This is a genomic window from Amaricoccus sp. (assembly GCF_036846665.1).
Lineage (GTDB): Bacteria > Pseudomonadota > Alphaproteobacteria > Rhodobacterales > Rhodobacteraceae > Amaricoccus.
In genome coordinates this window covers 1-24,010 of the sequence record NZ_DAIUBO010000011.1, presented here as the reverse complement: position 1 = coordinate 24,010, position 24,010 = coordinate 1, and the positions used below count along the sequence as shown (strand labels likewise).

Here is a 24,010-nt window from a genome sequence, read left to right as displayed (position 1 = left end):
GGTTCAACGGATCAGGATCGAGGGATGCAGCGCCAGCCCGGCGGCCAGGGCGCAGAACACCGAGGCCGCCGCGAAGACCGCATGCCAGAACTGCCGCCGCGACAGCATCCGGTTGAGCGCCGCACCGCGATAGCCGTCGCGCCGCACCGCCAGGCCCAGCCGCAGCGAGGAATAGCACACCATGACCAGCGGCAGGAGCAGCACGAAGAGCGCCTGGGCCCATTCCACGCCGGCGAGGAAGCCGATCACCGCCAGGGCCGCGAGCCCGAAGCCCGTGAGCGCGGCGATCGGGATGCCGAAATCGTCGTAGATGCCGCCGATGCGCTCGGCGGCGAGCCGCGCGCGCAGATCCACGCGCGCGCGCACCTCCGGGTCCTTCCGCCCCCGCCGGATCATGTCGTAGGGCACCCCGAGCGTGGTGTGGCAGACGAGACTCCAGACCACCAGGGTCAGCACCCAGTACCAGGCGCTCTCGAAGCTGGCTGTGCCGTAGACCTGGATCACGCGCGCTCTCGGCCGGACATGCGCCGCGCGCGGCGCGGTGCTGGAGGGTTTTCCTGCCGGAACTTCGCCCGCGCCGTCAAGCGTCCGCGCCGCTCATCGTCAACGAACCGTGCACGGGCCGGGGGCCGGCTTTGCCCTTGAGGCGGCGCGGGTCGCGTGCCACACGGGACCGGACAAGCCGGGTTCCGAGAATGACGCCGCTTTCCGCTCCGTTTCCCCATGGCCGGCCCCGCCGCCTGCGCCGCACGCCCTGGATCCGCGATCTCGTGGCCGAGGCCCGGCTCTCGCCCGCCGACCTGATCTGGCCGCTTTTCCTGCGCGAGGGCACGGATCTGGCGGAGCCGGTGGCCTCGCTGCCCGGCGTCGCGCGGCTCAGCATCGACCGGGCGGTGGCGGCGGCGGAGGAAGCGGCCGGGCTCGGCATCCCCTGCGTCGCGCTCTTTCCCTATACCGAGGCGGCGGACAAGAACCCGGAGGCCACCGAGGCCTGGAACCCCGAGAACCTGGTCTGCCGCGCCACACGCGCCATCAAGGCGGCGGTGCCGCAGATCGGCGTGCTGCTCGACGTGGCGCTCGATCCCTATAATTCCGAGGGCCACGACGGCCTGGTGCGCGACGGCGTGGTGCAGAACGACGAGACGCTGATCGCGCTCGAGAAGATGGCGCTCGTGCAGGCCGAGGCCGGCGCCGACATCCTCGGCCCCTCCGACATGATGGACGGCCGCATCGGCGTGATCCGCGCCGCGCTCGAGGCGCATGAGTTTCCCGACGTGCTGATCATGAGCTACGCGGCGAAATACGCCTCGAGCTTCTACGGGCCGTTCCGCGATGCGGTCGGCGCCACCGGCGCGCTCAAGGGCGACAAGAAGACCTATCAGATGGACCCCGCGAACGGCGCGGAGGCGCTGCGCGAGGTGGCGATCGATCTCGCCGAGGGCGCCGACATGGTGATGGTCAAGCCGGGCCTGCCCTATCTCGACATCTGCACCCGGGTGAAGGCCGAGTTCGGGGTGCCGACCTTCGCCTATCAGGTCTCCGGCGAATACGCGATGATCGAGGCCGCCGCCGCCAAGGGCTGGATCGACGGCGAGCGCGCCATGATGGAGAGCCTGATCGCCTTCCGGCGGGCCGGCTGCGACGGCATCCTGAGCTATCACGCGGCGCGGGCAGCCAGGCTGCTCCGGGACCGAGCCGCCGGCTGAGCGCGGCGCCGCGCGCGCGGGCTCACGGGGTCCGGGTAGCGCCATTCGGGGCGGGCCCGGTCGCCGCGCCCTCGGGGTTTCCGCCTCGGCGATCGCGATCGTGCCCTGGACCAGGACCGGCGCGAAGGCGACGAGGACCGCTTCTGCCGGCCGGGCAGCCAGACGACGGCGACGAGAAGGGCCGATTCCGCCGTCGGGAGGACCGGACGGCGAGCGAGCGGATCCTGCCCGGCGATCCTGAAGACCGCGACGGGCGGAAGCGCGAGCAGCGGCCGGGCCGGACGCTGCCCTCATTTTTGGGCGGGACCGTTGTACAGGGAACAATGGGCTGAAGATGCGATCTCCTTGCGCGACATCTGGTGGGCGCTTTTCTCTCCTTATCAACATGTGTTAACGTCTGCGCGAATACACGCCCAGAAACCGCCACCAGGCAGAACCCGAGCAAGATTGAAGGAGACGTCCATGTCCGACTGGACCCGACGCACGTTTCTCGCGGCAACCGGCGCGGGCCTCGCGGCCTGCACCTCGCATCCGACCGGCTTGACCGAGACCCCGGCCCAGGCGATCGACGCCAATGTCCAGGCGGCGCTCGACCAGCTCTATGCCACCGTTCCCGGCACGGCGGAGCTCGGCGCGCGGTCCGAGGGCATCCTCGTGATCCCGCGCATCCGCAAGCTCGGGTTCTGGGTCAGCGGCGCCTATGGCGAGGGCGCGCTGCTGATCGGCCCGGCGATCGTGGAGTATTATTCCATGAGCCTCGCGGGCTTCGGCTTCACCTTCGGCGCCCAGGAGTTCAACCAGGCGCTGTTCTTCCTCACGGCGGATGCGTTGCAGGGCTTCCGCGTCGCCGACGGATGGGAGCTCGGCGTCGACGCCGCGGTCGCCCTGCCCCGGCGCGGCGTCGCCGCCGGCCTCTCCTCGGGCCAGATCAACCGGCCGATCCAGGAAGTGGTCTGGGGCCAGCGCGGCCTGATCGCCGACGCCAGCCTCGTAGGCGCGAAGTACAGCCGCATCATTCGCTGAACGGTCCGGACGGAACAGCGGCACCGTTCCCGCCGGCGCGGCCGAAAGGCCGAGCCATCGGCCTCGCGCAGGGGATTCGATTCGGCGACCTCGGTCTGACGAACCAGCTATTCAACGAATCGGTTGACTAGATCGGCTTGGCGTGCAATTAAACCATATGGTTGAATTGATGGCCCGTCAGATCGACGACGTGTTCCAGGCGCTCGGAAGCGCCACGCGACGGCGGATGCTCCACGACCTCGCTGGCGGGCCGAAGCCGGTCGGCCAGCTTGCGGAACCGTTCGCGATGTCGCTCGCCGCCGCCTCGAAGCACATCAAGGTGCTCGAGAAGGCCGGACTGATCCGACGCGAGGTGCGGGGCAATACCCATCTCTGCCACCTCGATCCCGGTCCGCTCGCCAGCGCCCATCGCTGGCTGAGCTTCTACGAGACCTTCTGGACGGGTCGTCTGGACGAGCTCGAACGCCTGCTCCGAGAAGAGAAGGGCACGATTCCCGCATCCCAGGAAGGAGACGACACATGACCGAACTTGCAGGCCTGGACGCCTATGGCGTGCTGACCGAACCGGCCACGCTGAAACTGGAGCGTCTGCTCCCCGGCCCGATCGAGCGCGTCTGGGCCTATCTCACCGACAGCGACCTGCGGCGGCAGTGGCTGGCGTCGGGCGAAATGGCCATGGATGTCGGCGCACCGGTGGAGCTGGTCTGGCGCAACGACGAACTGACCGACCCGCCGGGAAGCCGCCCGGACGGCTTCTCCGGCGAGCACCGGATGATCAGCCGGATCACCGAGCTGGACCCGCCCCGCAGGCTCGCCATTTCCTGGGACGGCACCGGCGACGTGTCGTTCGAGCTGGAGCCGAGGGGCGAAGAGGTCCTGCTCACGCTCGTCCACCGCCGCATTGCCCAGCGTCCGATGCGGCTGATGATCGGGGCCGGCTGGCACGCGCATCTGGATATCCTCGCGGCGCGGCTTTCGGGCCGGGAGCCGGAGCCCTTCTGGGACGGCTGGACGCGGCTGAGGGACGAGTACGACCGGAGACTGCCGGACTGACCGCCCGTCGGGGGTCGCGACCGCCCCCGACGGCGCCTGCCGCCTAGCTGGCCGGCGTGATCCGCGTCACGCCGACCGCGCCGGCCCGCGCGAGATCGGCGTCGAGCGACATGGGAATGTATTCCGACCGTCGCCAGAGCATGGCGAGATCGTCGTAGAATCGCGACAGCAGATGGCCGCTCTGGCCGGTCGCGATGATGAAGACGCTCGAATCGGGATCGCCGAAATCGTAGACGGCGCGGAACCCGGCGCCGTGGACCTCGAGATAGGGCTCCGGGCCGCTCGCCGGCATGCCGCCCTGCATCAGCGTGTTGTCGCCGCCCGGCGTGCTCTGGCGGATGTTGGCCAGCAGATTGAGCACCGGGATGCTGCCAAGGGTCTGGTGCCGGTGGAGCGCCTGATGCGCGTCGCCCCAGCGCCAGCTTTCGAGCCGCGGGCCGAAATCCGCCTCGAGCTCGATCAGCGCGTCGTCGAGCGCGCGGCGCGCCATCTCGGCACAGGTCTCGGTCTCGCTGCTCTGCACGATGTCGCACCAGGCGCCGGCGCCGTCGGTGTTGCGGAACACCCGTTCGAGGAAGACGATGTCGGGCACCGGCACCAGCGCCACCAGCCCGCCGAGCTCGTCGATCGCCAGCCGGCGCTGCAGCGCGCGGACCCAGGCGGCGTAGATCAGCGGCTCGGGCGCATGCTCGGACATCGCGCCGTTCCATTCGGCGAGGCGCTCCAGCGCGATCTGCCGCTGGCGTTCGCGCGTGCCCTCGGCCGCTGGCTCGCCCGAGTACCAGAGGTCGCGCGCGATCAGCGGCAAGAGCACGCGGGCGGCCTCCGAGACGGTGTCGGTCTGGATCTCGATGAAGCTCTCCAGCGAGTGGTAGTCCCGCGCCCCGAGCAGCCAGCTCGCCCGCGCGATGCGGTAGCTGTCGCCCCAGTCGAAGCTGAGGTTGTCGGGAAAGACCGCGTCGGTCAGCCGGTTGTTGGTATTGACCACGATCCCGCTCGGCGGATTGACGATCCAGGGATTCTCCGAAAACGGCCGGAAGCCCTGCCAGTCGTTGACCGCGAGCCATCCCGGCGCCGGGATGCGGCCCTGGCTCGAATGCGCGGCCTGCCGCCGCGGCGCCGCGCCCGCCATCTGGAGCGCGACCGTGTCGTGGTCGGCCAGGGTCAGGTTCAGGGAGGGCGCCACGATCTCCTCGGCCGCCTTGCGCGCCTCGCGGATGGAATGCGCCCGCATCAGCGCGATGCCGGCGCCGATGGAGCGGTCCTCGGCGGTCAGCCCGGTCCAGGCGAGGCTCGCCACATGCCCCGGCGGCGTCACCTCGGCCGCGCCGAAATGCGGCGGCGGGATCACGGGCCCGTGCCGCGTCCGCTCGAGGCGGAGGGTCCGGGAGGGGGCGTCGCGCACCGCGATCACCGTCTCGCGGGTCTCGAAGTCCTGCCAGCCGGCCGGCGTCAGATACTGGTCCGGATCCTCGGGATTGAGCTTCTCGATATAGATGTCCTGGTCGTCGAGATAGCTCGAGGTCAGCCCCCAGCCGAGATCGGCGTTGCGGCCGATCAGCACGGCAGGAATGCCCGGAATGGTTGCGCCCATCACCGGGCCCTCGGCGAGATCCATGCGCGCGAGCAGCCAGATCGAGGGCGCGGTCAGGCCGAGATGCGGGTCGGTGGCGAGCAGCGAGGCGCCGCTGCCCGTGCGCGATCCCGCCGCCGCGAAGGCGTTGGAGCCGCCGCCGAAGCCGGGCCGGGGCACCGGGTCGAGGGGGTGGCGCGCGGCGAGCTTCACGGGCTGCGGCGCGACGCCGGGGAACATCTGCGAGAACTCGGGCAGGCCCATGACCGGCGGGTTCGGCGCTTCGGGCATCAGGTCGCGCAGCCGCTCCTCGGGCAGGACCAGCGAGAGCCGCGCCCGCAGCGCCTCGCGCGCCGCCTTGTCGGTCAGGTCGAGCGCGAGCAGCTTCAGGACCGCGATCGAATCCGCGGGAATCCAGGGCTGGATGCGCGCATCGAAGAGGAAGAGCTCCGGCGCGCCCCGTCCCAGCGCCTGTTCCTGCACCACCTTGAGCCAGGCGTTGACCCCGGCGGAATAGGCCTCGAGCGCGGCCAGCGTCGCCGCGCTCTGCTCGGCCACCGCCTCGCGCGACAGGCCGTAGAGGTCGAGCGCGCGCATCAGCGTGTCGATCTCCACGGTATCCTCCCCGAAGACCTCGCTCAGCCTTCCCTGCGCCGTGCGCCGCAGGAGCGTCATCTGCCAGAGCCGGTCCTGGGCATGCACGAAGCCGAGGCCGAAGAAGGCGTCCGAATCCTCCTTTGCCAGGATATGCGGGACGGCGTGCAGGTCGCGCACGATCTCGATCTCGCCCGATGGCCCGTCGAGCACGTAGCTGTGGTCGTAATCGGGTAGCGATTGCCTTGCGAGGTAGTACACCAGGCCGGCCGCCAGGACCGCCAGCATCAGCATCGCCACGAAGACCCGCATGAGCCAACGGAACAGGAATCCCATGCGGTCGTGCCCTTTTGCTGTCGGGTTGACCCCGCTCCGATAGCAGGCCACATGGAACGATACAACTTGGCAGGGAACACGAGGTCGTCATGGCGCGCGTCGCTTTCATCGGTCTGGGCGTGATGGGCTATCCGATGGCCGGGCATCTCGCCGCCAGGGGGCATGCGGTGACGATCTACAACCGCACCGCCGCGCGCGCCGACGCCTGGGTGGCGCAGCACGGCAATTCCTGGGCCGCGACCCCCGCCGAGGCCGCGCAGGGCGCCGAAATCGTCTTCGCCTGCGTCGGCAACGACGACGACCTGCGCAGCGTCACCACCGGCGAGGCCGGCGCCTTCGAAGGCATCGCGAAGGGCGCGGTCTTCGTCGACCACACCACCGCCTCGGCCGCGGTGGCGCGGGAATTGCACCGGGCGGCCCGGGACCACGGCGCGCATTTCATCGACGCGCCGGTTTCCGGCGGCCAGGCGGGTGCGGAGAACGGCACGCTGACGGTGATGTGCGGCGGCGAGGCGGAGCCCTACGGCCGGGTCGAGCCGGTGATCGCCGCCTATGCCCGGTCCTGCCGGTTGATGGGCGGGGTCGGCGCGGGCCAGCTGACCAAGATGGTCAACCAGATCTGCATCGCGGGGCTGCTCCAGGGCCTCTCGGAGGGGCTCGCCTTCGCGCAGAAGGCCGGGCTCGACGGGCAGGCGGTGCTCGACGTCATCTCCAAGGGCGCCGCCGGATCCTGGCAGATGGAGAACCGCGGCGCCAGCATGCTCGAGGACAGGTTCGACTTCGGCTTCGCCGTCGACTGGATGCGCAAGGATCTCGCCATCTGCCTGGCAGAGGCGGATGCCAATGGCGCCGCCCTGCCGGTGACCGCGCTGGTCGACCAGTTCTACAAGGACGTCCAGGGCATGGGCGGCCGGCGCTGGGACACTTCCAGCCTGATCCGCCGCCTGCGATGAGCGCGCCCGATTTCGACCGCGCGGTGAAGATCGCGCCCTCGATCCTGAGCGCGGATTTCGCCCGGCTCGGCGAGGAGGTGCGCGCCGTCGAGGCCGCGGGGGCGGATTGGGTGCATGTGGACGTGATGGACGGGCATTTCGTGCCCAACATCACCATCGGCCCCAATGTGGCGGCGGCGATCCGGCCGCATGTCGGCACGGTGATGGACGTGCATCTGATGATCGCGCCGGCCGATCCCTATCTGGAGGATTTCGTGCGCGCCGGCGCCGATGTCGTGACGATCCATGCCGAGGCGGGCCCGCATCTCGACCGCAGCCTCGCGCGGATCCGCGAGCTCGGCGCCAGGGCCGGCGTCTCGCTCACGCCGGCGACGCCGCCCCAGGCGGTGGAATACGTGCTCGATCGCTGCGACCTGATCCTGGCGATGACCGTCAATCCGGGCTTCGGCGGCCAGTCCTTCCTGCATTCGCAGCTGCCGAAGATCCGCCGCCTGCGCGCGATGATCGGCGACCGCCCCGTCTGGCTCCAGGTCGATGGCGGCATCACGCCCGAGACCGCGCCGCTGGCGGTGGAGGCCGGCGCCGACGTGCTGGTGGCCGGGTCGGCGGTCTTCCGCGGCGGGACCCCGGAGGCCTACCGCCGCAACATCGCGGCGATCCGCAGCGTCTGCGCCTGACCGGGATTTCGCCGCCCCGGGGTGCGTGCTAGAGCTTCGCGCGACCGGAGGCTGGGAGCGCCGCATGAACGACCCGTTTCGCGATCTGGTGCTCGGGCTCCTCTTCGCGATCATGCTCGGCTGGGTTCTCGTGGAGGGGCGCGGGGTGATCCTGCCGGTGGTGGCGGGTTTCATCGTCGCCTATATCGTGCTCGGGCTGGCCGACCTGATCGGCCGGCTGCCCGGGGTCGGCGCCCGCATCCCGGAGACGATCCGTCATGTGGCGGCGGTCGTCCTGATCGGCCTGGCGCTCTTCGGGATCATCTCGCTCATCCTCGCCAATATCGGCGAGGTCGCGGCGCGCGCGCCGGATTACCAGCAGCGCCTGCTCGCGGCGATCCAGGCCGGCGCGGATCTGCTCAAGATCGAGACCGAACCCACCTGGGAGACCCTGCGGCAGGACGTGCTCTCGCAGATCAACCTGCAGCGCGCGATGGGAACGGTCGCGGCCTCGCTCGCCTCGATCGTCGCGACCTTCTCGGTCGTGGTCATCTATGCGGGCTTCCTGCTCACGGAGAAGGGCGCCTTCGACAAGAAGGTGGGACGGCTCTCGGACGATCCGGCACGGGTCGCGCATCTCCGCACGCTGATCGCGGCCATCAACCGGCGCATCGGTACCTATCTCGCGATCAAGACCGCCATCAACGTGTTCCTCGGCCTGCTCTCCTATACGATCATGCGCATCGCCGGCATCGAGTTCGCGGGCTTCTGGGCGCTGCTGATCGGGCTCTTCAACTACATTCCCTATGTGGGGTCCTTCCTCGGCGTCACCTTCCCGGTCGCGCTCGCCGTCGTGCAGTTCGGCGCGTTCGGCCCGGTGCTCGCGGTGACCGCGGCGCTGACCGGGGCGCAGATCTTCGTGGGGAACTTCCTCGAGCCCTATCTGATGGGCAATTCCCTCAATCTCAGCCCCTTCGTGATCCTGGTGAGCCTCGTGGTCTGGAGCGCCATGTGGGGCCTGCCCGGCGCCATCCTCTCGGTGCCGATCACCGCGATCCTCGTGATCGTGCTCTCAGAATTCGCCCGTACCCGCCCGATCGCCATCCTGCTGTCGCGCGACGGGGAGATCACCTCCTCGGCGACGGGCGGCGGCGCCGGCGCGTGAGCCCGGCCGGCGCCGCGCCGGGCTTCAGGAAAAGAGGTCGTGGCAGGTCTCCAGCGCCTCGACCAGCACGTCGACCTCGCCTTGCGTGTTGTAGAGCCCGAAGGATGCCCGACAGGTCGCGGTCAGGCCGAGATGCGCCATCAGCGGCTGGGCGCAGTGATGCCCGGCCCGGACCGCCACGCCCTTGCGGTCAACGACGGTGGAGATGTCGTGCGCGTGCGCCGGGCCCTCGATGGTGAAGGAGAAGATCGCCCCCTTGCCGGGCGCGTCGCCCTGGATCTGCAGCCAGTTCAGCCCCGCGAACCGCGCCCGCGCATAATCGCGCAGGGCACCCTCGTGGGCCGCGATGTTGTCGAGCCCGAGCGCGGTCATGTAGTCGAGCGCGACGCCCAGGCCGATGGTCTGGACGATGCCCGGGGTGCCGGCCTCGAACTTCAGCGGCGCATCGGCGTAGCTCACCGCCTCGCGGGTGACCTCGCGGATCATGTCGCCGCCGCCGAGGAAGGGCCGCATCTCCGCCGCCCGCTCCCTGCGGATGTAGAGCGCGCCCGAGGCCGTCGGCCCGTAGAGCTTGTGGCCGGTGATCGCGTAGAAGTCGCAGCCGAGATCGGCGACGTCCACGGCCATGTGCACCGCCGCCTGGCTGCCGTCGACGAGCACCGCGACGCCGCGCTCCCGCGCCGCGGCGCAGATCGCCTTCACGTCGACCACGGTGCCGAGCACGTTCGACATATGGGTGATCGCCACCAGCCGCGTGCGCGGCCCGATCGCGTCGATGACCCGCTGCGGGTCGAGCGAGCCGTCCGGCTCGGCCTCCACCCATTTCAGCACCGCGCCCTGGCGCTCGCGCAGGAAATGCCAGGGCACGACATTGGCGTGATGCTCCATCACGCTCAGCACGATCTCGTCCCCGGGCTCGAACCGCGGCGCCGCCCAGGCGTAGGAGACCATGTTGATCCCCATGGTCGAGCCGGTGGTGAAGACGATCTCCTCCTCCCGGGCGGCGCCGAGGAAGCGCTGCACCTTGCCGCGCACGGCCTCGTATTTCTCCGTGGCGACGCTCGAGAGGTAATGCAGGCCGCGATGCACGTTGGCGTAGTCCATCGCATAGGCTTCGGTGATCGCCTGGATCACCGCCCGGGGCTTCTGGGCCGAAGCGCCGTTGTCGAGATAGACGAGCGGCCGCCCGTGCACCTCGCGCCCGAGGATCGGGAAATCGCGGCGCACCGCCTCGACGTCATACATCAGCCACCTCCCTGTGGTGCGAGGCCGAGCATGGCGACCAGCACCGTCAGTCCGAAAAAGAGCACGATCATGCAGGCGATCACGCCGCCGAGCACCTTCAGCGGGTTGGAAAAGCCGTGCAGCTCGGTCACGAAACAGGCGAAGGCCCATATGAGCCAGACGAGCGTCGCCACCGCCAAGAGCGAGGCGAGCGGCGGCATCACCAGCAGCGCCGCGATCTGCACCAGCTGGAGCGCGAGCAGCACGACGTTCAGCCACACGATCACCGCCAGGGCGCCGGTGATGTCGCCCCGGCCCCCGAACTGCCGCCCGACCAGCGCCGTCGCCACCACGGCGAAGGCCAGCATGCCGAGCTGCATCGCCGCGCCGAGCAGCGGGTCGTAGAGGATCGCCGCCGTCACCGCATCGACGCCGCCCACCGTCAGCCGCGCCGCGGCATAGCTCAGCACCATGCCGAGGCAGGTCACCGCCACGGCAGCCTGCATGAGCGGCCCCGGCGCCAGCCCGAGATCAAGCACCGCGCGGGCGGCGATGCGCGGGCGCAGCAGCGTGTCGAGCATCAGCTGGCGAAACATCGGCGTCACCGGTCCCTTCGCGGGGCGCTTGCCGCCCGCCCTGTCGAATTCACCCTGCAAGCGCCGCTCCGCCGGAAAGGAGCGCCAGGAGCGCCGCGAAGCCGCAGAAGACCAGCGCCACCACGGCCGCGACCCGGCGGGTCCGCGGGAAGCCCTCGGCCTCGGCGATCGATGCGGCGAAGAGCCACAGCCAGTATCCCAGCGCCGCATAACCCGGAAGCGCCAGCCAGGGCAACCGGCCGGCGCCGCCCGCCGAGGCCGCCACCGCCCCGAGCGCGGCGATGCCGAGCGCCAGCGGCGCCCCGAGCAGCGCGGCCCAGAAGAGCGCCGAGCGCGCGCCGAGAAAGCCGCCCCGCCCGCCGAGCGCGCGCGCCACCAGATGCACCAGCGCCGCCAGCCCGTAGCCGAGCAGCGGCCCGAGGGCGAGATAGGCGAAGAGATGCGCGGCCACCGCCCCCTCGACGGGATCGGCGATGTCGAGGCCGCGCGCCGTCTCGACCGCGCGCGGCAGGCTCGCCACCCAGAAGAGCGCCGCCGCCAGCATCAGGTGGAAGAGCGCCCGCGATTCGCTCAGGCCCCGGGCGACCTGCCGGGCCATGGCGCCGCGCGGGTCGCGATAGGCACCCGCCATCGCCCGGACGAGGCCCTCCGACATCGCCTCAGCCCCGGCGCCGCGCCAGCCAGGCCGCCAGCCGCTCGCGCATGCCGGCGGCGATGCGCGCGTCCTCGATCTCGGCGATCGCCTCGTCGAGGAAGGCCAGCACCAGCAACTCCTCCGCCTCGGCACGCGGGATCCCGCGCGAGGTCAGGTAGAAGAGCATGTGCTCGTCCACCGCGCCGCAGGTCGAGCCGTGCGAGCAGGCGACGTCGTCGGCGTAGATCTCGAGCTCGGGCTTGGCGAGGAACTGGCTGTCGTCGTCGAGCAGCAGCGCCTGGCTGATCTGGTAGCCGTCGGTTTTCTGGGCAACCGGCCGCACGAGGATCTTGCCCTGGAACACCCCGACCGCACCGGCGCGCAGCACCTTCTTGAAGACCTGCCGGCTCTCGCAGCCGAGCGCGCCATGGCTGATGAAGACGGTGTCGTCGTGATGGAAGTCGCCGTCGCCCACGCAGGCCCCGGCCACATGCGCCACCGCGTCGTCGCCGGCGAATTCGATGACCGCCTCGTTGCGGGTCAGCCGCCCGTTCAGCGTCAGAGTGAAGGACTTGAAGGTCGCCGCCGGCCCCAGCCGCGCGAAGAGCGCCGTCGCCGCCCGCCGGTCGTGGTCGCGGCCCTGGGTTCGGACATGATGCAGCGCCGCGCCCTCGCCGATCTCGGCCTCCAGCACCTGGTTGAAGCGCGCCGCCCCGGCCCCGGTCTCGATCAGCGTCAGATCGGCGCCCGCCTCCAGCCGCAGGACATGGCGGACCTGCACGTCGGCGCCCGCGTCGCGGCGCAGGTAGACGAGGCTCACCGGCCGCGCCGCGCGGCCGGTCACCCGGATCGCAATTCCCTCCCGCGCCCGCGCCGTGTTGAGCGTGGCGAAAGGACGGTCGACCGGCTCCTGCCCGCGCGCCTCCAGCGCGCCGAAGGCCTCGCGCGCCCAGTGGATGTCCTTGGCGAGCGCGCTCGCCAGCGGCTCGATCTCCACGCCGTCGAGCTCGGGCGCATCCGAGAGCTCCGGCGCGAAGACCCCGTCGACGAAGACCAGCCGCAGCCGGTCGATCGCCTCGAAGATCGGCGTGGCATCCTCCGCCAGCACCTCCGCGGGAGCCGCCGGCAGCGCCAGCAGGTTCGCGGGATTGGTGAAGCGCCAGTATTCGTCGCGCCGCCCCGGCGCGCCGCGGGCCAGGAGCCGCTCGGCGGCCCGGCGCCGCGCCGCGGCCGCCCAGCCGGCCTCGCCCTCGGGCGCCGGCCAGGCGTCGAGCAGGCCGCCCGCCTCGGGCCTCGGTGCAGGAGCCGCCATCTCAGGCCACCGACTTCAGCAGATCGGCATAGCCGTTGGTCTCGACCTCGAGCGCCAGTTCCGGTCCGCCGGTCGCCACGATCTGGCCGTCGGCCATGATATGCACCACGTCGGGGCGGATGTGGTCGAGCAGCCGCTGGTAATGGGTGATGACGAGGAAGGAGCGCTCCGGGCCGCGCAGCGCGTTGACGCCTTCGGCCACCAGCTTCATCGCGTCGACGTCGAGGCCGGAATCGGTCTCGTCGAGGATGCACATGCGCGGCTCCAGCACCGCCATCTGCAGGATCTCGTTGCGCTTCTTCTCGCCGCCGGAGAAGCCGACGTTGATCGGCCGCTTCAGCATCTCGGCGTCGATGTTGAGCGTGCGCGCCTTCTCGCGCACCAGCCGCAGGAAATCGGCGGCATTGACCTCGTCCTCGCCGCGCGCCTTGCGCTGGGCGTTGAGCGCCGTGCGCAGGAAGGTCATGTTGCCGACCCCGGGGATCTCCACGGGATACTGGAAGGCGAGGAAGAGCCCCGCCGCCGCCCGCTCCTCCGGCTCGAGCCCGAGCAGGTCGAGGTCGTCGAGCGCGGCGCTGCCCTCGGTCACCGCATAGCCGTCGCGGCCGGCCAGCACATAGGAGAGCGTCGACTTGCCCGAGCCGTTCGGCCCCATGACCGCATGGACCTCCCCGGCGCCGACGGACAGCGTCACGCCCTTGAGGATCGCCTTGTCCTCCTCTTCCAACCGGACATGAAGATTCTCTACGTTCAGCATGGTATTCCTCGTGAAACTCCAGATTGTCCGCGCCCTATCTCCCGCTGCGCGCCGCACGTTCCGCGTCGAGCGCCGGGTTGCGGTCGAAGAGATGCGCGGCATCCGGATCGTCGGTCCTGTACCAGCCGAAGAGCCGGGCGATCCAGTTGTGCGCGTAGTGGAAGACGGTCGCGAAGACCGCCGTCTTGATCAGCGCCTCGACGAAGGCGTTGAGCGTTGTGACGTTCGGGCCGCCCAGGAGCAGGCTGGACAGGAAGTTCAGCACGAAGAACACCGCCCCCGCGATGATCGTGGCACCGAGAAACGGCATCAGGCCGCCTCGCCCCCCGCACCTGCGGCCGTGTCATCGGCATCCTCGCGGACATGGCCCGCCACCCAGAACGTACCGAGGATCTGCACGGCCAGCCAGATCAGGATGATCATCGCATTGGGCCACCAGGTCAGCTGGCTCAGCCAGATCGCGAAGGCCGTCGTGAAGGGCGCCGCGACGAGCCCCGCGATCAGCATGTCCTCCCCCGACACGCCCCGTGCCTTGCCCATATCGGACCCTATCCTTCCGAGCATCTCCTGCGTCTTCGTCATCGTCCTTCCCTCCGAGTCATTGTCATGCCAGCACCATCGCATCGACCACCTTGCGCAGGAAGCCCGCCATGGCCCCGGCCTCAGCCCACCGAGCCTTCGAGGCTGATCGCGACGAGCTTCTGCGCCTCCATGGCGAATTCCATCGGCAGGGCTTGCAGCACCTCGCGGCAGAAGCCGTTGACCACGAGCGCCACCGCCTCCTCCTCGTCCATGCCGCGGGAGCGGCAGTAGAAGAGCTGGTCCTCATCGACCTTCGAGGTGGTCGCCTCGTGCTCGACCCGGGAGGAATTGTTCTTCACCTCGATATAGGGAACCGTATGCGCGCCGCAGGTGCCGCCGATCAGCAGGCTGTCGCACTGGGTGTAGTTGCGGCTGTTCTTCGCCTTGGGATGCACCGAGACGAGCCCGCGATAGGTGTTCTGCGCCTTGCCGGCGCTGATCCCCTTCGAGACGATGCGCGAGCGGGTATTCTTGCCCAGATGCAGCATCTTGGTGCCGGTGTCGGCCTGCTGGTGGTTGTTGGCGATGGCGATGGAATAGAACTCGCCCTGGCTGCCCTCGCCGCGCAGGATGCAGGAGGGGTATTTCCAGGTGATCGCCGAGCCGGTCTCCACCTGCGTCCACATCACCTTGGAGCGGTCGCCGCGGCAATCGGCACGCTTGGTGACGAAGTTGTAGATGCCGCCCTTGCCGTTCTCGTCGCCCGGATACCAGTTCTGTACGGTGGAGTATTTCACCTCCGCATCCTCCAGCGCCACGATCTCGACCACGGCGGCATGAAGCTGGTTCTCGTCACGTTTCGGGGCGGTACAGCCTTCGAGATAGCTCACGTAGGAGCCCTTGTCGGCGATGATCAGCGTGCGCTCGAACTGGCCGGTGTTCTCGGCATTGATGCGGAAATAGGTCGAGAGCTCCATCGGGCAGCGCACGCCCGGCGGCACGTAGACGAAGGAGCCGTCGGAGAAGACCGCGGAGTTCAGGGTCGAATAGAAATTGTCGCTGATCGGCACCACCGTGCCGAGATACTTCCGCACCAGCTCGGGATGCTCGCGCACGGCTTCCGAGATCGGGCAGAAGATCACGCCGGCCCTCGCGAGCTCGGCCTTGAAGGTCGTCCCCACCGAAACGCTGTCGAAGACCGCGTCCACCGCGACCTTGCGGCCCTCGGCCGGCACCGCGCCCGCGCCCTCGACGCCCGCGAGGATCATCTGTTCCTTGAGCGGGATGCCGAGCTTGGCATAGGTGGCGAGCAGCTCGGGATCGACGTCGTCGAGCGACTTCGGCCTGGCCGCCATGCTCCGCGGCCGCGCGTAGTAATACTGGTCCTGAAAGTCGATCTCCGGATGGTGGATCATCGCCCAGGTCGGCTCCTCGAGCCCGATCCAGCGGCGATAGGCCTTCAGCCGCCATTCGGTCAGCCACTCCGGCTCGCCGTTCTTCTCCGAGATCAGCCGGACGATGTCCTCGTTCAGCCCCTTGGGGGCGTATTCCGTGTCGATGTCCGAGGTGAAGCCGTATTTGTAGCGCTCGCCCACCGAGCGCACGGTTTCGACCGTTTCGCGGTCGACCCCCTCGCGCACCTCTGATGCGGCGATCTTGTCCAAACCAGCCATCCTTGCCTCTTTCCCGTCCGTCATGCCGCTGCAGCGGCCCCGCGCCGCATGCGGCGATGGCATTTCTCCCAGGCCGCCACGAAGGCGAAGACCTCGGCCTCGCTCGTCGCCGGCCCCAGCGATACCCGGATCGCGCTGCCGGCGGCCTCCCCGGAGAGGCCCATCGCCCGCAGAACCCGGCTCGCGCGCACCTTGCCGCTCGAACAGGCCGATCCGGCGGAGATCGCGAATCCGGCCAGATCCATCTGCATCACCTGCGTCTCGCCCTTCCAGCCCGGCACGACGATGCAGGACGTGTTCGGCAATCGTGCCGCGTCCTTCCCGACAAAAATAGTCGCTTGTGCGCCGGCTTCCAGTGCCGCCTCCATTTTATTCCGCAGGGCGGCGACGCCTTCCCAGGTTCCGTCGGCCACCTCCGCCACCGCTGCCGCGCAGGCGGCGCCGAAGCCCGCGATGCCGGCGACGTTCTCGGTGCCGGCGCGCAGGCCTTCCTCCTGACCGCCACCGCGGATCAGCCGCGATGGCTCCGCGCCGGGCGCGAGCAGGAGCGCGCCGACGCCCTTCGGCCCGCCGAGCTTGTGCGCCGAGACGATGGCCATCGCCGCGCCGCTCCATTCGAAGGCATAGGGCAGCTTGCCGGCGATCTGGACCGCGTCGACGAAGCCGAGGCCCGGCGGCGTCTCCTGCAGGATCCCCGTCTCGGAATTGGCGGCCTGCAAGGCCGTGCGGCCGGGATCGGTGACCGCGACGCGCCCCGAGCGATCGACCGGCAGGACCGGATCGATCCATCCGGCCACGCAATCATGCTCGATCCCGGCGCCGACGAGACCCCGCCCCGCGAGCCCCAGCGCCGCCGCTTCCGAGGCGCCGGAGGTGAAGACGACGCGCCCCGACCCGACCCCGAGCGCCTCGGCGACCTGCGCGCGCGCGCGTTCCACCAAGGCCCGCGCGGCCCGCCCCTCGGCATGGACCGAGGAGGGATTGCCGGAGATTTCGAGCGCCGCCAGCATGGCCGCCCGCGCCTCCGGCCGCAGCGGCGCGCCGGCGTTCCAGTCGAGATAGGCCCGCGTCCCGGTCACGGCGCCGCCTTGTCGGTGTCGTCGACCACCGCGACGAAGGCCGGCACGGCGGGACAGGGCGCGAGCTGGTTGCCCACCACGTCGCCGAGCCGCGTCTGGTGCAGGAGCACGTAGACATTGGCCGACAATTGCTCCCAGAGCTTGTCCGCCAGCTGCTGCTCGAGCGTGCCGCTCGCAGCGCCCGAGGCGCCCGCCCCGCGGCTCAGCGCATCCATGGTCTCGTCCACCGCCGCGAGGATGTCGGCGATGCGGATCTGCTCCACCGGCCGCGCGAGCCGGTAGCCGCCGCCGGGGCCGCGCACCGAATCCACGATCTCCGCCCGGCGCAGCTTGACGAAGAGCTGTTCGAGATAGGCGAGGCTGATGTTCTGGCGTTCGGCGATCTCGGAGAGCGACACCAGCCTGTCGGGGCCGTGCCCGGCGAGATCTGTCAGGGCGATCATCGCGTATCGCCCCTTGGTGCTGAGTTTCATGTCGCGCGTCTCCACCGGACCAAGGAAGTGTTGACGCTCGCGGCCCTGACCCTTTACAGGGGTGCGCTTGGGGTCGCACCGCATCCTTACCAGGGTTCCTCTAGGGTGGGCGCGCGACACCGTCAAGTTTCGCGTCGCCGTTCCGCCAGGAGTTCCGTCCCATGCCCGAGGTGATCTTCCCCGGTCCCGACGGTCGCCTCGAGGGGCGCTACCACCCGCAGAAGTCAAAGGACGCGCCGATCGCCATCATCCTGCACCCCCACCCGCTCTATGGGGGCACGATGAACAACAAGGTCGTCTACAACCTGCATTATGCCTTTCACGGCATGGGCTTCACCTGCCTGCGCTTCAATTTCCGCGGCGTGGGCCGCAGCCAGGGCGAATACGACCAGGGCATCGGCGAGCTCTCGGACGCGGCCGCCGCGCTCGACTACCTCCAGGCGCTCAACCCGAACGCCAAGGTCTGCTGGGTCGCGGGCTTCTCCTTCGGGGCCTGGATCGGCATGCAGCTCCTGATGCGGCGGCCCGAGATCGCCGGCTTCATCTCGGTGGCGCCGCCGGCGAACCAGTACGATTTTTCCTTCCTCGCCCCCTGCCCCTCCTCGGGGCTGATCATCTCGGGCGGCGCGGATCGCGTCGTGCCGACGGCGGATGTCGCCGGGCTCGCCGAGAAGCTCAAGCAGCAGAAGGGCATCACCATCACCCACAAGACGATCGAGGGCGCGAGCCATTTCTTCGATCCGGGCATGGAGGAGATGATCGGCAGCGTCGAGGCCTATGTGCGCCGGCGGCTGACCGAGACCTCGCGCTAGATGCTGCCCGATCCGGCCATCCTGCTGCCCTTCACCCTCGCGGTGGTGGTGATCGCGCTGACCCCGGGGCCGGACATGACCTTCTTCCTCGGCCGGGCGCTGACCCAGGGCCGGGCCGCGGGGCTCGCCGCCGTCGCGGGCGCCGGGACCGGGCTCCTGGTGCATACGCTGCTCGTCTCGCTCGGCATCTCGGCGCTGATCGTCGCGGCCCCGGCGCTCTTCACGGCGCTGAAGGTCGCGGGCGCGCTCTACCTCCTGTGGCTCGCGGCACAGGCGATCCGGCGCGGCTCGGCGCTCCTGCTGCCGCGGGAGGCCGGCAGCGCGCGCAGCCTCGCCGGCACCTGGGCCTCGGGGGTGGCGATCAACATCCTCAACCCGAAGGTGGCGCTCTTCTTCCTGACCTTCCTGCCGCAATTCGTCAGCGCCGGCGATCCGCATGCGGTGGCGCAGCTCTTCGCGCTCGGCACGATCTTCGTGCTCATCGGCAGCGCCATCAACCTGATCATCGTGCTGGCCGCCGACCGCTTCGCCGCCGGCATGCGTCGCAATCCGCGCATCGCGAGGGCCATGGACTGGCTCTTCGCCAGCATCTTCGCCGCCTTCGCCGCCCAGCTCCTGCTCGCCCGCGCCCGCTGAGGCGAGATGGCCGCATTCGGCCGACGCCTGGTCGCCTGCGGTCCATGGACGCGGCCGCCTTCCCCCTAGGCTCGCGCGATCGCGATCGGATCCGGGGGACACATCCGTGCTGAGACCTTTCCACCGCCTCGCCTTTCTCGCCTTCGCCGCCTGCCCGCTGCCGGCGGCGGCGGCCGAGCTGACGCATTGGCCCGCCGAGGCCGCGGCCGCGATCGAGGCGATGATCGCCGCCAATGCCGATTCGGGCGCCTATGCGGTCTTCGACATGGACAACACCAGCTACCAGTTCGACCTCGAGGAATCGCTCCTCGCCCATATGGAATCGAAGGGCGTGCTGACCCGCGAGACGATGGATCCGTCGCTGCGGCTCATCCCGTTCAAGGACGGCGAGGGCGTCGAGGAATCGCTCTTCAGCTATTACTACCGGCTGTGCGAGGTGGACGATCTGGTCTGCTATCCCTGGGTCGCCCAGATCTTCTCGGGCTTCACCCTGGCCGAGCTCAAGGGCTACGTGGACGAGCTTATGGCGCTCGAGGCGCCGATTCCGGTCCGCTACTACGATGGAGAGGCGTTGGTGGAGGACGCGGTCAACCCGCCCAGGCCCTTCGCGGGCATGCAGGAGCTCTATGCGCGGCTGATGGAGAACGGCATCGAGGTCTATGTGGTCTCCGCCGCCAGCGAGGAGCTGGTGCGCATGGTCGCCAGCGATCCCCAATACGGCTACAACGCCAAGCCCGAGAACGTGCTCGGGGTGAACATGCTGCTGAAGGACCGCGAGACCGGCGCGCTGACCACCTCGCGCTTCCAGATCCGCGACGGCGCCTACGATCCCGATGCCAATGCCGGGCTGGAGCTCACGCCCTATCTGGTCAATCCGATGACCTGGTACGAGGGCAAGCTCGGCACCATCATCGGCTGGATCGACCAGTGGCGCCGGCCGGTGCTCGTCGCCGGGGATACGCCGATCTCGGACGGCTACATGCTGCTGAACGGCACCGACGTGGACGCCGGCGGCCTGCGCATCTGGGTGAACCGGCGGGAGAAGTACACCAAAGCCGTCCAGGACTGGGCCGCCGAATCCGCCGCGGCCCAGGGCGAGCTCGGGCAGGCGGCGACGGCGGACAAGAACTGGATCGTCGTCGATCCCGAAGCGCTGCACACCGCCAGCGAATAGGCCCGCCGCCCCGGGCGGTTCAGCGCGCGCGGCCGCCGTTCCGGCGCGCCGCCGCTTCCAGCCGGCCGCGATGCGCCGCGACCCCCTTCTCCACGTCGGCGCGTGCCTGACCGGCCAGCGGCGCCGGCGGCCGGTTGAGCCGCGCGGCCAGCGCCGCGTCGATGCGGATGGTGGCGGTCATCGGGAAATGATCCGACCCGATCTGCGGCCCGCGGCCGAAGGCGATCATCGCCACGCCTTCGGAGACGAAGAGCTGGTCGATCGGGCAGCGGATCAGCGGATGGCTGGCGTCGAAGCTGGCATAGAGACCGCGGCCGATGCGCGGATCGAGATAGCCGCCCACATGCTTGAAGCGCTGCGAGGTGTCCGACCAGGCCGCATCGTTGAAATCGCCCATCGTCACCACCGGCGTGTCGGAATTGCGGGCGAATCGCGCGGAATAGAGGATCTGCGCGTCGCGCTCGTGGGTGTCCTCGCCCGGCACCGGCGGCCGCGGATGCAGGCCAAGGAAGTGGAAGCGCGCCCCGTCGGGCGCCGAAAGCTCGGCATAGACGCTGGGCGTGTCGTCGGTGGTCAGGTAGACCACGCGCGCCTCCGCCGCCCTGAGCCGGGTCGCGAAGACCATCCCGTAGTAATTGTCGCGCGGCTCGCGCAGCACCGTCGGGTAGCGGGCCAGCACCGGCTCCAGCGCCGCGACCCAGGTCGCGTCGGTCTCCATCAGCAGGAGCACGTCGGGATCCTTGTCCGCGACCAGGGCGCGAACCTTTGCATGCTGCGCATTCTCCATCAGCACATTGGCCGCGAGCAGCCGGACGTCCCGGTCCGGCGCCGCCTCGGTCGCGAATTCCATCTCCCGCCGCGCGAGCGGCGTGAAGGGCAGGATCCGCCAGCACTGGTAGAGGAGGCAGGCCGCCAGCGCCGCGAGCGCGCCCCAGCGCAGCGGCGCAGGCAGCGTGAGCGCCAGCGCCATCGCCACCGGCAGCACCGCCGCGATCTGCGCCCGCGGGAAGTCCCACATCCGGATCCACCATTCCTTGCGGCCCGAAAGCGGCAGAAGGGTCACGGCGGCGAGCACCAGGGCCAGGCCCCCCGCGGCGAGCTGCAAGGCGGTCCAGAGCATGCTCATCCCTCCGGCCGGCTCACCCGGCCGCCGCAGACCGGCAGCCGCACGCCGGTGGTGCCCGGCGCCGAGGTCGGCAGCCCGCGCAGCACCCGCACCGCGAGAAAGCCGAAGGCCTGGGCCTCCAGCATGTCGCCGTCGAGGCCCACGGTCTCGACCGCCGCGACCGGCGCGTTGCTGCCCGCGGCCAGCATCGCCATGAGCGTGCGGTTGCGCCGGCCGCCGCCGCAGATCAGCCAGCGCTCGGCGGGTTCGGGAAAATGCCGCGCCGCGGCGGCGACGCAGGCGGCCGTCAGCGCGGTGAGCGTCGCCGCCCCGTCCTCGGTGGAAAGCGGCGCCACCCGGTCGAGGAAGCCGTGGAAATCCTGCCGGTCCAGCGACTTGGGCGGCGGTCTTTGCAGATAGGGATGATCCGCGAGCCCGGCGAGCAGGCGGCTGTCCACCCGGCCGGCCGCCGCCACCGCGCCGCCGTCGTCGAAGCTCCGACCGAGCCGCTGCATCAGGAAATCGTCGATCAGCGCATTGCCCGGCCCGGTGTCGAAGGCGATGAGCGCCCCCGGCGCCTCGGGCGCAGCCCGGCGGGGATCGACCCAGGTGACGTTGCCGACCCCGCCCAGGTTGAGGAAGGCCAGCGGCGCCGCCGCGCCGATCCGCCGGGCGCAGGCGAAGTGGAAGAAGGGCACCAGCGGCGCCCCCTCGCCGCCCGAGGCGACGTCGGCGGTGCGGAGGTCCCAGACGACGGGCCGCCCGCTCTGCCGCGCCAGCAGATCGCCGCGGCCGATCTGGTGGGTGCCGCGTCCATGCGGGTCATGGGCGAGGGTCTGGCCGTGGAAGCCGACCACCTCGATCCCGGCGAAGCCGGCGATCGCCGCGGCATGGGCGTCGCGCACCAGGGCCTCGACCGGCTCGAGCCCCGGCGCCTCCGGCCAGGATCCCAGCGCCGCGCGCAGCGTCGCGCGGTCCTCGGGCGGATAGGGCCGGAAGGCGCTCAGCCCGAAGGCCGCGATGGTCTCGCCGTCGGTCTCGACCACCGCCGCATCGACCCCGTCCAGCGAAGTGCCCGACATCAGCCCGAGTGCCCGCATCCCTGCCCTTCCGTCCTGCCTGCCCAGGCTATAGAACGGCGCGGTCCCGCGCAAAAGGATCGCCCGATGACTTTCCGCCCCCGCAGCGAATTCCTCCACGTCATGACGACGCGCGGCTTCATCGCCGATTGCACCGATCTCGAGGGGCTCGACGACCGCCTGCGCGCCGGGCCGGTCACCGGCTATATCGGCTTCGACCTGACGGCGCCCTCGCTGCATATCGGGAACCTGGTGCAGATCACGCTGCTGCGCTGGCTGCAGAAGACCGGGAACCGGCCGATCACGCTGATGGGGGGCGGCACGACCAAGGTCGGCGATCCTTCGGGCAAGGACGAGATGCGGCGGATCCTGCCGGTCGCGCAGATCGAGGCCAATGCCGACACCATCCATCAGGTCTTCGCGAAATACGTCGATTACGGCGAGGGGCCGACCGATGCGATGCGCGTCAACAATGCCGACTGGCTGGACGAGCTGCGCTACATCGATTTCCTGCGCGACATCGGGCGGCATTTCACCATCAACCGCATGCTCGCCTTCGAGAGCGTCAAGTCGAGGCTCGACCGGGAGCAGGCGCTGTCCTTCATCGAATTCAACTACATGCTGCTGCAATCCTACGACTTCCTGGAGCTGCACCGGCGCTACGGCTGCGCGTTGCAGATGGGCGGGTCGGACCAATGGGGCAACATCGTCTCCGGCGCCGACCTGATCCGCCGGGTCGACGGGGCCGAGGCCTTCGGGCTGACCACGCCGCTGGTCACCCGCGCCGACGGCAAGAAGATGGGGAAGTCGGCCGAGGGCGCGGTCTGGCTGAACGAGGACGCCATGTCCGCCTATGACTTCTGGCAATGGTGGCGCAACGTGCCGGATGCCGACGTGGGCAGGTTCCTGCGCATGTTCACCGAGCTGCCGGTCGCGGAATGCGACCGGCTCGGCGCGCTGGGCGGCCAGGAGATCAACGAGGCCAAGGTGATCCTGGCCAACGAGGTGACGGCGCGCTGCCGCGGGGCGGAGGCGGCGACGGCGGCCGAGGCCACCGCGCGGGAGGTCTTCGAGAAGGGCGGGATCGGCGAGGATCTGCCGACGCTGACCCTGGCGCCGGCGGATGTGCCCGAGGGCGGCATCACTCTGGTGCAGCTCTTCGTGCGCTCGGGGCTCGCGAGCTCCGGCAAGGAGGCGCGGCGGCTGATCGCGGAAGGCGGCGCCCGGCTCGACGACGTGGCGCTGACCGATGCGGGCGCGCTCCTCGATGCCGCGGCGCTCGCCGGACCCCGCAAGCTTTCCGCCGGCCGCAAGCGGCACGCGCTGGTCAAGCTCGAAGCCTGAGGGGAGCCAGGCCATGCAGACCATTGCAGGCTTCGACCGGATCGGCGAGGAGAATGCCTTCGCCGTGCTCGCCCGCGCCGGGGCGCTCGCCGCGCAGGGCCGCGACATCATCAATCTCGGCATCGGCCAGCCGGATTTTCCCACCCCCGAGAACATCGTCGAGGCGGCGGTCAGGGCGCTGCGCGACGGCCAGCACGGCTATACGCCCGCCACGGGGCTCCCCGCGCTGCGCGAGGCGGTGGCCGCCGATCTCCACCGCCGCTTCGCCGCCGAGGTCAGCCCCGATTCGGTGCTGATCGTGCCGGGCGGCAAGGTCACCATGTTCGCCGCGATCCTGATGTTCGGCGAGCCGGGCGCCGAGATCCTCTATCCCGATCCGGGGTTTCCGATCTATCGCTCGATGATCGAGTTCACCGGGGCGCGGCCGGTGCCGATCCCGATCCGCGAGGCGAACGCCTTCGCCTTCTCCGCCGAGGAGACGCTGGCGCTGATCACGCCGCGGACCCGGCTCGTCATCCTCAATTCGCCCGC

At 70.1% G+C, this 24,010-nt stretch carries 26 protein-coding genes; 12 read left to right on the top strand and 14 right to left on the bottom strand.

The window, feature by feature from the left end; all coding sequences use genetic code 11:
• Window positions 1–3: 3 nt before the first annotated feature.
• A complete protein-coding gene (locus V7050_RS02215) occupies window positions 4–504 on the bottom strand; it encodes a hypothetical protein (RefSeq protein WP_324364892.1) in 501 nt (166 codons plus the stop codon).
• A gap of 191 nt (window positions 505–695) precedes the next feature.
• Here V7050_RS02215 and hemB point away from each other — a divergent pair, with 191 nt between their 5' ends.
• From hemB to V7050_RS02195, 4 genes are all read left to right on the top strand, one after another.
• Complete coding sequence (gene hemB / locus V7050_RS02210) at window positions 696–1,706, top strand: porphobilinogen synthase (RefSeq protein WP_324364890.1); 1,011 nt, start codon at window positions 696–698, stop codon at window positions 1,704–1,706.
• Between the two features lie 462 nt (window positions 1,707–2,168).
• Window positions 2,169–2,729 carry a twin-arginine translocation pathway signal gene (locus V7050_RS02205; RefSeq protein ID WP_324364888.1) on the top strand — a complete coding sequence of 187 codons (561 nt, stop codon included), beginning with the start codon at window positions 2,169–2,171 and terminating at the stop codon, window positions 2,727–2,729.
• A 169-nt stretch (window positions 2,730–2,898) separates the two neighbouring features.
• On the top strand, window positions 2,899–3,252 hold the full coding sequence (locus V7050_RS02200; RefSeq protein WP_324364886.1) for an ArsR/SmtB family transcription factor: 354 nt from the start codon (window positions 2,899–2,901) through the stop codon (window positions 3,250–3,252).
• Window positions 3,249–3,782 carry an SRPBCC family protein gene (locus V7050_RS02195; protein ID WP_324364884.1) on the top strand — a complete coding sequence of 178 codons (534 nt, stop codon included), beginning with the start codon at window positions 3,249–3,251 and terminating at the stop codon, window positions 3,780–3,782. The genes V7050_RS02200 and V7050_RS02195 overlap by 4 nt, the downstream gene beginning before the upstream one ends.
• Window positions 3,783–3,825: 43 nt before the next feature.
• Here the strand turns inward: V7050_RS02195 and V7050_RS02190 are convergent, their stop codons facing one another.
• Complete coding sequence (locus tag V7050_RS02190) at window positions 3,826–6,285, bottom strand: penicillin acylase family protein (protein WP_324364882.1); 2,460 nt, start codon at window positions 6,283–6,285, stop codon at window positions 3,826–3,828.
• 89 nt (window positions 6,286–6,374) lie between these two features.
• Here V7050_RS02190 and V7050_RS02185 point away from each other — a divergent pair, with 89 nt between their 5' ends.
• The 3 genes from V7050_RS02185 to V7050_RS02175 all read left to right on the top strand — a co-directional run bounded on the left by V7050_RS02185 (window position 6,375) and on the right by V7050_RS02175 (window position 9,059).
• Window positions 6,375–7,238: an NAD(P)-dependent oxidoreductase gene (locus V7050_RS02185; protein ID WP_324364880.1), complete on the top strand. Its 864-nt coding sequence runs from the start codon at window positions 6,375–6,377 to the stop codon at window positions 7,236–7,238.
• Window positions 7,235–7,915 carry a ribulose-phosphate 3-epimerase gene (rpe, locus tag V7050_RS02180; RefSeq protein ID WP_324373824.1) on the top strand — a complete coding sequence of 227 codons (681 nt, stop codon included), beginning with the start codon at window positions 7,235–7,237 and terminating at the stop codon, window positions 7,913–7,915. The genes V7050_RS02185 and rpe overlap by 4 nt, the downstream gene beginning before the upstream one ends.
• Before the next feature lie 64 nt (window positions 7,916–7,979).
• Entirely contained in the window at window positions 7,980–9,059 is a 1,080-nt protein-coding gene (locus tag V7050_RS02175; protein ID WP_324364876.1) for an AI-2E family transporter, read from the top strand.
• A gap of 24 nt (window positions 9,060–9,083) precedes the next feature.
• Here the strand turns inward: V7050_RS02175 and V7050_RS02170 are convergent, their stop codons facing one another.
• The 10 genes from V7050_RS02170 to V7050_RS02125 all read right to left on the bottom strand — a co-directional run bounded on the left by V7050_RS02170 (window position 9,084) and on the right by V7050_RS02125 (window position 17,329).
• Window positions 9,084–10,304 (bottom strand): cysteine desulfurase, encoded by a 1,221-nt coding sequence (locus V7050_RS02170; protein WP_324364875.1) that lies wholly within the window; start codon window positions 10,302–10,304, stop codon window positions 9,084–9,086.
• Window positions 10,304–10,939, bottom strand: a complete 636-nt coding sequence (locus tag V7050_RS02165) for a YIP1 family protein (protein WP_324364873.1) — start codon at window positions 10,937–10,939, stop codon at window positions 10,304–10,306. The genes V7050_RS02170 and V7050_RS02165 overlap by 1 nt, the downstream gene beginning before the upstream one ends.
• Window positions 10,929–11,534 carry a YIP1 family protein gene (locus V7050_RS02160; protein ID WP_324364871.1) on the bottom strand — a complete coding sequence of 202 codons (606 nt, stop codon included), beginning with the start codon at window positions 11,532–11,534 and terminating at the stop codon, window positions 10,929–10,931. Before V7050_RS02160 ends, V7050_RS02165 begins: the two co-directional genes overlap by 11 nt.
• A gap of 4 nt (window positions 11,535–11,538) precedes the next feature.
• A complete protein-coding gene (locus V7050_RS02155) occupies window positions 11,539–12,825 on the bottom strand; it encodes a SufB/SufD family protein (RefSeq protein WP_324364869.1) in 1,287 nt (428 codons plus the stop codon).
• Between the two features lies 1 nt (window position 12,826).
• Entirely contained in the window at window positions 12,827–13,582 is a 756-nt protein-coding gene (gene sufC, locus V7050_RS02150) for a Fe-S cluster assembly ATPase SufC (protein WP_324364867.1), read from the bottom strand.
• 34 nt (window positions 13,583–13,616) lie between these two features.
• On the bottom strand, window positions 13,617–13,892 hold the full coding sequence (locus V7050_RS02145) for a hypothetical protein (protein ID WP_324364864.1): 276 nt from the start codon (window positions 13,890–13,892) through the stop codon (window positions 13,617–13,619).
• The gene (locus V7050_RS02140; RefSeq protein WP_324364862.1) at window positions 13,892–14,164 is read right to left on the bottom strand and encodes a hypothetical protein; all 273 of its coding nucleotides are present in this window, start codon (window positions 14,162–14,164) and stop codon (window positions 13,892–13,894) included. The genes V7050_RS02145 and V7050_RS02140 overlap by 1 nt, the downstream gene beginning before the upstream one ends.
• 80 nt (window positions 14,165–14,244) lie before the next feature.
• Complete coding sequence (gene sufB, locus V7050_RS02135; protein ID WP_324364861.1) at window positions 14,245–15,777, bottom strand: Fe-S cluster assembly protein SufB; 1,533 nt, start codon at window positions 15,775–15,777, stop codon at window positions 14,245–14,247.
• Between the two features lie 20 nt (window positions 15,778–15,797).
• Window positions 15,798–16,856 (bottom strand): cysteine desulfurase family protein, encoded by a 1,059-nt coding sequence (locus V7050_RS02130; protein WP_324364859.1) that lies wholly within the window; start codon window positions 16,854–16,856, stop codon window positions 15,798–15,800.
• Window positions 16,853–17,329, bottom strand: coding sequence for an Rrf2 family transcriptional regulator (locus V7050_RS02125; RefSeq protein WP_324364857.1), 477 nt, complete (start codon window positions 17,327–17,329; stop codon window positions 16,853–16,855). Before V7050_RS02125 ends, V7050_RS02130 begins: the two co-directional genes overlap by 4 nt.
• A 161-nt stretch (window positions 17,330–17,490) precedes the next feature.
• Here V7050_RS02125 and V7050_RS02120 point away from each other — a divergent pair, with 161 nt between their 5' ends.
• The 3 genes from V7050_RS02120 (at window position 17,491) to V7050_RS02110 (ending at window position 19,951) form a co-directional block, all read left to right on the top strand.
• The gene (locus tag V7050_RS02120; protein ID WP_324364855.1) at window positions 17,491–18,141 is read left to right on the top strand and encodes an alpha/beta hydrolase; all 651 of its coding nucleotides are present in this window, start codon (window positions 17,491–17,493) and stop codon (window positions 18,139–18,141) included.
• The gene (locus tag V7050_RS02115; protein ID WP_324364853.1) at window positions 18,142–18,777 is read left to right on the top strand and encodes a LysE family translocator; all 636 of its coding nucleotides are present in this window, start codon (window positions 18,142–18,144) and stop codon (window positions 18,775–18,777) included.
• Between the two features lie 106 nt (window positions 18,778–18,883).
• Window positions 18,884–19,951: a hypothetical protein gene (locus V7050_RS02110; RefSeq protein ID WP_324364850.1), complete on the top strand. Its 1,068-nt coding sequence runs from the start codon at window positions 18,884–18,886 to the stop codon at window positions 19,949–19,951.
• A 19-nt stretch (window positions 19,952–19,970) separates the two neighbouring features.
• On the opposite strand, the gene V7050_RS02105 is transcribed toward V7050_RS02110, so the two are convergent.
• Window positions 19,971–21,071 carry an endonuclease/exonuclease/phosphatase family protein gene (locus V7050_RS02105; RefSeq protein WP_324364848.1) on the bottom strand — a complete coding sequence of 367 codons (1,101 nt, stop codon included), beginning with the start codon at window positions 21,069–21,071 and terminating at the stop codon, window positions 19,971–19,973.
• Between the two features lie 2 nt (window positions 21,072–21,073).
• Window positions 21,074–22,156 carry an anhydro-N-acetylmuramic acid kinase gene (locus V7050_RS02100; protein WP_324364846.1) on the bottom strand — a complete coding sequence of 361 codons (1,083 nt, stop codon included), beginning with the start codon at window positions 22,154–22,156 and terminating at the stop codon, window positions 21,074–21,076.
• Between the two features lie 66 nt (window positions 22,157–22,222).
• Between V7050_RS02100 and tyrS the strand changes: the two genes are divergently transcribed.
• On the top strand, window positions 22,223–23,479 hold the full coding sequence (tyrS, locus tag V7050_RS02095; protein ID WP_324364844.1) for a tyrosine--tRNA ligase: 1,257 nt from the start codon (window positions 22,223–22,225) through the stop codon (window positions 23,477–23,479).
• A 13-nt stretch (window positions 23,480–23,492) separates the two neighbouring features.
• Window positions 23,493–24,010, top strand: a 518-nt coding sequence (locus V7050_RS02090; protein ID WP_324410204.1) for a pyridoxal phosphate-dependent aminotransferase, incomplete at its 3' end; no start/stop codon positions are given.